The sequence below is a fragment of the Streptococcus pluranimalium genome (assembly GCF_047785745.1).
Taxonomy (GTDB): domain Bacteria; phylum Bacillota; class Bacilli; order Lactobacillales; family Streptococcaceae; genus Streptococcus; species Streptococcus pluranimalium_B.
This window is the reverse complement of record NZ_JBLOJT010000100.1, coordinates 1-6,120: the sequence shown is the minus strand read 5'-3', so window position 1 is coordinate 6,120 and position 6,120 is coordinate 1. Positions and strand designations below refer to the sequence as shown.

Genomic DNA, 6,120 nt, shown 5'->3' with positions numbered 1-6,120 from the left:
TGAGACATGACATTGCCTAGCGATAGCGGCATTGCTTAAGGTATCTGTTAGAAGCTGTGTGATTTTAGCCCAGACCGGTTGCTAGATTTGGCAGTTTCTTTTCACTAATGAGGTTTGAGAGACGACCACCTCGCGACAGCTTTTGCATTGAAAACGGCGCTTCTTGAGCTTTAAGAGGGGTGGCATGCCTTGAACATCCAAAATCGGGATGGTTGAGGGTTTTTGGAAGTCGTATTTGATCATATTTCCACAACAAAACAGACAAGCAGGCGCTTGCTAATCAAGTCTAGCTCGTGTGTCAATATGAGTTTGATGTTTCAAAACAAAAGAAATAGTGATATTGTTATCTTTCAATCCGATTAAATCTGTGGTATTCTTAAATAGTTCCATATGACACTTTCTAATGAGTTGTTTGACGCTTTTCATTATAAGTCATGTGGGACTTTTTGCATACAGTCAAAAGCCCTATAACATCCGCAGTGGATTTTACCCACTACAGTCTTATAGAGCCTTTTTCTTAAGCAACAATACTTTAGGCTGTTTGGCACAACCATTTTTTAAAATGATAATTTTAAATTGGGCTCAATAGGGGATAGCAAAAAGTAAGCGCTTCCTATAGAATAAGAATTAGGAAAGGAAATTCTATGATTGATACAAAATCACTAGTCATTCTCATGACACTCATGAAATACCATCAACTCTCACTTTATGAGTTGATGGTCAAAACCAATTTTTCAGAGAAAGAGCTTCTGGAAACTATCGAAGAACTAGATGATTTTTTAGTGTCTCATCGATTTCCCAAAATTCTTAAAGGAGGCGGTTATTTCTCTTTAAGCCCTCACTTAGTGGCTGATTCGGACCTTATTTTTAGTCAGTTAAAGGATGAACAAATCTACCTTAATCAGGAAGAACGGATTTACCTCATCTACCTTTATACTTTTTGTCGTCAAGATTTTATTTCTAATACTCACTACCAAGATTTAGTCAAGGTGAGTAAGAATACGAGTCTGTCAGACGTAAAACTGCTTCGTGATCGTTTGAGTGATGACGGCGTAGCCCTTCATTATACAAGAGCTGAAGGGTATTTTCTAAGAGGAAGAGAAGAGGATAAACATCGAGTAGCTCTTCACTTCATTAGAAAGTTGCTTCGTTCGCGTATTGGCTATTGGGCGTTGCATTATGTCATGGAGGAATGGCAGGTCAACATTTCTTACGGACAGTTCTCTAAGGAAATCACTGCGCAATATAAGATGTGGCATCTGACACCTTTGAAAGATCGTTTAGAAGAGTGCTTATATTTTATGATTTTCCTGCTTTGTCGTTATCAGAGAGCTGTCGATAGGGTAGTGGTCAGTGATTTACTGGTTTCTGAACAACTACAGGAATTGACGAGTTTCATGGTAGATACTGTCTCGCAAAATCTTCACGTAGATTTAGCATTGACCTTATCACAAAAACATTATTTGACCCTGATTTTGGCAGGGTGCTTTGAAGGAGAAGGAGATTTAGATTCTGAATTTTTTGAGAAGTTAACGAGAGATATTGTCTCTCAGATGGAACAAGTTTCCTTATTAACTTTTGACAATCGTAATGATCTTTTGCAGGGATTGAAAAAACACATTATTCCGGCCTACTATCGATTGAAGTACGGTCTAGCAACAGATTCTATTTATACAGAGCGTATTAAGGACAGCTATCCAGACCTGTTTCATCTGGTGAAAAAAGCCCTAGACCCTTTACGAAAAGTTTTGGAGATAACAATCCCAGAGAGTGAAGTTGCTTATTTTGTTGTTCATTTTGGTGGTTACCTGCATAAGTCAGAAGTTAGTCTACCTTATCGGGCGGTGATTGTCTGCCCAAATGGGGTAAGTTCATCTCTTATTATCAAAGAAAATCTTAAGGCGCTTTTTCCGAAAATTGCATTTAGTGGGATTAGTCGAATTGATGATTTCAAGAAAATGCCAGAAACAGACTATGACTTAGTATTTTCAACCGTAAGGATAGAGACGGTAAAACCTTTTTACATGGTTCCCATGGTGATGAGCAACAGTCAAACAGAACAGTTGTTCCATTTGGTGGAGAAGGATTTTCCGGATATTTGCGAGGAAAACTTGGAAGTTGAACGCTTAATGGCTATTATCAAGGAACACGCCACGATTTTTCAGGAAAGAGAATTGCGATTATCACTTCGTAAACAACTGCTTCAAAAAGAAATACATAGAAAGGATTATCAACCTTTGTTACATGAATTAATCACAGAAGAAACCTACCAATTTACAGATGTAAAATTGGATTGGCAAGATGCTATTAAGTTAGCTGCCCACCCCTTATTAGCGTCGGGACAAATTGAAGAAACCTACCCACAAGCCATGATTGATAAAGTCAAAGACTTCGGTCCTTTTATCGATTTGGGTCAAGGCATTGCCATTCCCCATGCTCGTCCAGAAGATGGTGTCAATGCAGTTGGTATGTCTATGCTTTCTTTAGAGCATCCTATTCACTTGCTTGACGACCTTAGTCATGAAATCAAATTGTTGATTTGTATTGCAGCGGTGGATAATGAAACACACTTAAAGGCTTTGTCTCATTTAACAACTATTCTAAGAGATAAAGGAAATGTCGAGCGCTTAGTCAGCTCAAAAACTTATGATGATATCAAAACAATAATAAAACAGGAGGCGTAATCATGTTACGAATTGGTACTGCATGTGGGTCAGGTCTTGGCTCAAGTTTTATGGTTCAAATGAATATTGAGAGTATTCTCAATGACTTAGGTGTTAGTGGTGTTGACGTTGAACACTACGATCTTGGAGGTGCAGATCCAAACGCAGCGGATGTTTGGATTGTTGGTCGCGATTTAGAAGATTCAGCTGGTCACCTTGGTGATGTTCGTATTTTAAATAGCATTATTGACATGGATGAATTACGCGAATTAGTGACAGCTATCTGTCAGGAAAAAGGCCTTGTTTGATGGTCTGTAGGAGGGTCATGAGATGAAATTCTTATTAGATGTAGTGTCTACACCAGCTATTTTGGTAGCATTTATTGCAGTCATTGGTCTTCTTTTGCAAAAGAAGGGACTTCCAGACATTATCAAAGGTGGGATTAAAACCTTTGTCGGTTTCTTGGTCGTGTCAGGTGGTGCCGGTCTTGTTCAAAATTCGTTGAATCCTTTTGGTTCTATGTTTGAACAAGCTTTCCATCTATCAGGAGTTGTGCCCAATAACGAAGCCATTGTAGCCGTGGCTTTGACAAAGTATGGCTCAGCAACTGCCCTTATCATGTTTGCAGGGATGGTCTTTAATATCCTGATTGCACGCTTCACCAAGTTCAAGTATATCTTCTTAACAGGTCATCATACCCTTTATATGGCGTGTATGATTGCGGTTATCCTAACAGTTGCAAGATTTACGTCTGCACCGCTTATTCTCTTTGGAGGGCTCACTTTAGGTATTATCATGAGCTTGTCACCAGCCTTTGTTCAAAAATACATGATTCAGTTGACAGGTAATGACAAGGTGGCGCTTGGTCACTTTAGCTCACTCGGTTACTGGTTGAGCGGTTTTGTTGGTGGGCTTGTTGGTGACAAATCAAAATCAACAGAAGATATTAACTTTCCAAAAAGTCTTGCCTTTCTTCGTGATTCAACAGTAAGTATTACCCTATCAATGGCCATTATTTACCTCATTGTTGCGATTTTTGCTGGTAATGACTGGATCATGAAAGAGCTTAGTGGTGGCACACATGGTATGGTTTATGCCTTGCAACTAGCTGGGCAATTCGCTGCCGGTGTCTTTGTTATCCTTGCTGGTGTTCGTCTTATTCTTGGTGAAATCGTTCCAGCCTTTAAGGGAATTTCTGAAAAGTTGGTACCAAATTCCAAACCAGCTTTGGACTGTCCGATTGTTTATCCTTATGCACCTAATGCTGTGTTGATTGGTTTTATCTCTAGCTTTGCCGGTGGCCTTGTAAGTATGGCCTTGATGATCATGACAGGAACTACTGTCATCTTGCCAGGTGTTGTGCCTCATTTCTTCTGTGGGGCGACAGCTGGTGTTATTGGAAATGCCTCTGGTGGTGTTCGTGGTGCGACAGTTGGTGCTTTCTTACAAGGTGTCCTCATCAGTTACTTGCCAATCTTCCTAATGCCAGTCCTCGGTGGTCTTGGATTTGAAGGGTCAACCTTCTCAGATGCTGACTTTGGACTGCTTGGTATTATCCTTGGTGGCTTGAATAATGTCGCTAGTGCGACAGGTATCGCCGTTGGTATCATTGTTGTTCTCTTAGCTATGTTTGGTCTCTCATTTGTCGGAAAATCTTCTCAAACTAAGGAGGGTTAGTATGCCGTTATCTCCAGAAAAATATCAAGAGTTGGAAAGATTTGCCAAAGAAATTCGGTTTAACCTTTTAGAAACTCTTAATCATCTTGGTTTTGGACACTATGGAGGTAGTCTTTCTATCGTTGAAACCCTGGCTGTCTTATATGGAGAGGTCATGCCAATGACACCTGAAGAACATGCTCGTAAAGACCGTGATTATTTTATCCTGTCTAAAGGACATGCAGGTCCAGCCCTATATAGCACTCTTTACTTGAAAGGATTTTTTGATAAGGATTTCCTCTATTCTCTAAACCAAAATGGGACTAAATTGCCGTCTCATCCTGACCGAAACTTAACGCCTGGGGTTGATATGACCACGGGTTCCCTGGGACAAGGGATGAGTGTCGCAACAGGTGTTGCCTACAGCCAACAAATGGAAAAGAAAGGTTTTTATACCTACACAATTGTTGGTGATGGTGAACTTAATGAAGGGCAGGCTTGGGAAGCAGCGCAGTTTGCAGCCCATAGAAAGCTATCCAATCTCATCGTTTTTGTTGATGACAATAAGAAGCAGCTTGATGGACTTACTTGTGAGATTTCAAATCCTCAAGACTTTGTTGCTAAATTTAAGGCCTTTGGTTTTGAAGCTTTTAGAGTCAATGGTTCTGATATGGCAGCCATTTATCAGGCAATAGAGGACTGTAAGTCTTCTGACTCTGATAAGCCAAAATGTATTGTTCTTGATACAATAAAAGGTCAGGGGGTAGCAGAGCTAGAAAATATGGCATCTAATCACCACATTCGACCAGATGCAGCGATGAAGCAAATGCTAGATACTATCGCTAAGAGATTAGGTCAAGAATTGGAGGTGGTGAAATGAGCCGTCAAACCAAAGAAATGCGTCTAGTTTATCGTGATTTTTTAAAAGAAACGAATCTTGAGCGTCAAGACTTAGCGGTATTAGAAGCAGACCTGTCTAGTTCTATGATGACCCATACACTGGCTCAAGATTTTGGTGAGCGTTATATCAATGTTGGTATCATGGAAGCTGAAATGATTGGTGTAGCAGCGGGTCTCTCACTTCTTGGCTACAAGCCATACATCCACACTTTTGGTCCTTTTGCTTCCAGAAGAGTCTTTGACCAAGTTTTTGTATCCTTGGCTTATGCCCAATTGGATGCGACCTTGATTGGTTCAGATGCAGGTGTAACAGCCGAAGTCAATGGGGGTACCCACATGCCTTTTGAAGACCTCAGTCTCATGCGGGCTATTCCAAAGGCTCATGTTTTTGAAGCTAGTGATGATGTTTCTTTTCAAGCCATTCTGGAAAATACTCTCCAGCTCCCAGGATTTAAATACATTCGAACCACACGTAAGGCGCCAAAACCACTCTATGACGACAAGCAGGATTTCTCAAAAGGCTACTGTCAATTGAGGGAAGGCGATGATATGATCATAGTTGCTTCGGGAATTATGGTTGCAGAAGCTTTGGAAGCTTGTCAGATATTGGAAAAAGAAGGGTATTCAGTTGGTTTAATTGACCTCTTCAAAATCAAGCCACTTCCAGACAATCTTGAAAGTCTGCTTGCTGGGAAACCAGTTCTAACCGTAGAAAACCACAATAAAATTGGTGGCCTTGGTAGCGCTATTTGTGAATTGCTCAGTCAGAGAACAGACACACCAATCAAACGGATGGGTGTTGATGAAGCTTTTGGGCGAGTTGGAAAAACGGACTACCTTTTGGAAGCTTATGGACTAAGTGTTGCTCATATTGTTGATACGACTAAACAATTTATCAGTA

5 protein-coding genes and 1 pseudogene are annotated in these 6,120 nt (G+C 40.4%); 5 read left to right on the top strand and 1 reads right to left on the bottom strand.

Annotation, left to right across the window (positions count from 1 at the left end; genetic code table 11):
* Positions 1–390 (bottom strand): annotated as a pseudogene (locus tag ACMZ6U_RS08750) (transposase family protein); the annotation flags it as partial.
* A 254-nt stretch (positions 391–644) separates the two neighbouring features.
* On the opposite strand from ACMZ6U_RS08750, the gene ACMZ6U_RS08745 reads away from it, so the two are divergent.
* The 5 genes from ACMZ6U_RS08745 to ACMZ6U_RS08725 form a co-directional block, all read left to right on the top strand.
* The gene (locus tag ACMZ6U_RS08745) at positions 645–2,684 is read left to right on the top strand and encodes a BglG family transcription antiterminator (protein WP_416107990.1); all 2,040 of its coding nucleotides are present in this window, start codon (positions 645–647) and stop codon (positions 2,682–2,684) included.
* A 2-nt stretch (positions 2,685–2,686) separates the two neighbouring features.
* Positions 2,687–2,971, top strand: coding sequence for a PTS sugar transporter subunit IIB (locus ACMZ6U_RS08740; protein WP_416107988.1), 285 nt, complete (start codon positions 2,687–2,689; stop codon positions 2,969–2,971).
* A gap of 22 nt (positions 2,972–2,993) precedes the next feature.
* Positions 2,994–4,340 carry a PTS ascorbate transporter subunit IIC gene (locus ACMZ6U_RS08735; protein WP_416107986.1) on the top strand — a complete coding sequence of 449 codons (1,347 nt, stop codon included), beginning with the start codon at positions 2,994–2,996 and terminating at the stop codon, positions 4,338–4,340.
* Position 4,341: 1 nt separating this feature from the next.
* Positions 4,342–5,199: a transketolase gene (locus ACMZ6U_RS08730; protein ID WP_416107984.1), complete on the top strand. Its 858-nt coding sequence runs from the start codon at positions 4,342–4,344 to the stop codon at positions 5,197–5,199.
* Positions 5,196–6,120, top strand: a 925-nt coding sequence (locus tag ACMZ6U_RS08725; RefSeq protein ID WP_416107982.1) for a transketolase family protein, incomplete at its 3' end; no start/stop codon positions are given. The genes ACMZ6U_RS08730 and ACMZ6U_RS08725, both read left to right, overlap by 4 nt.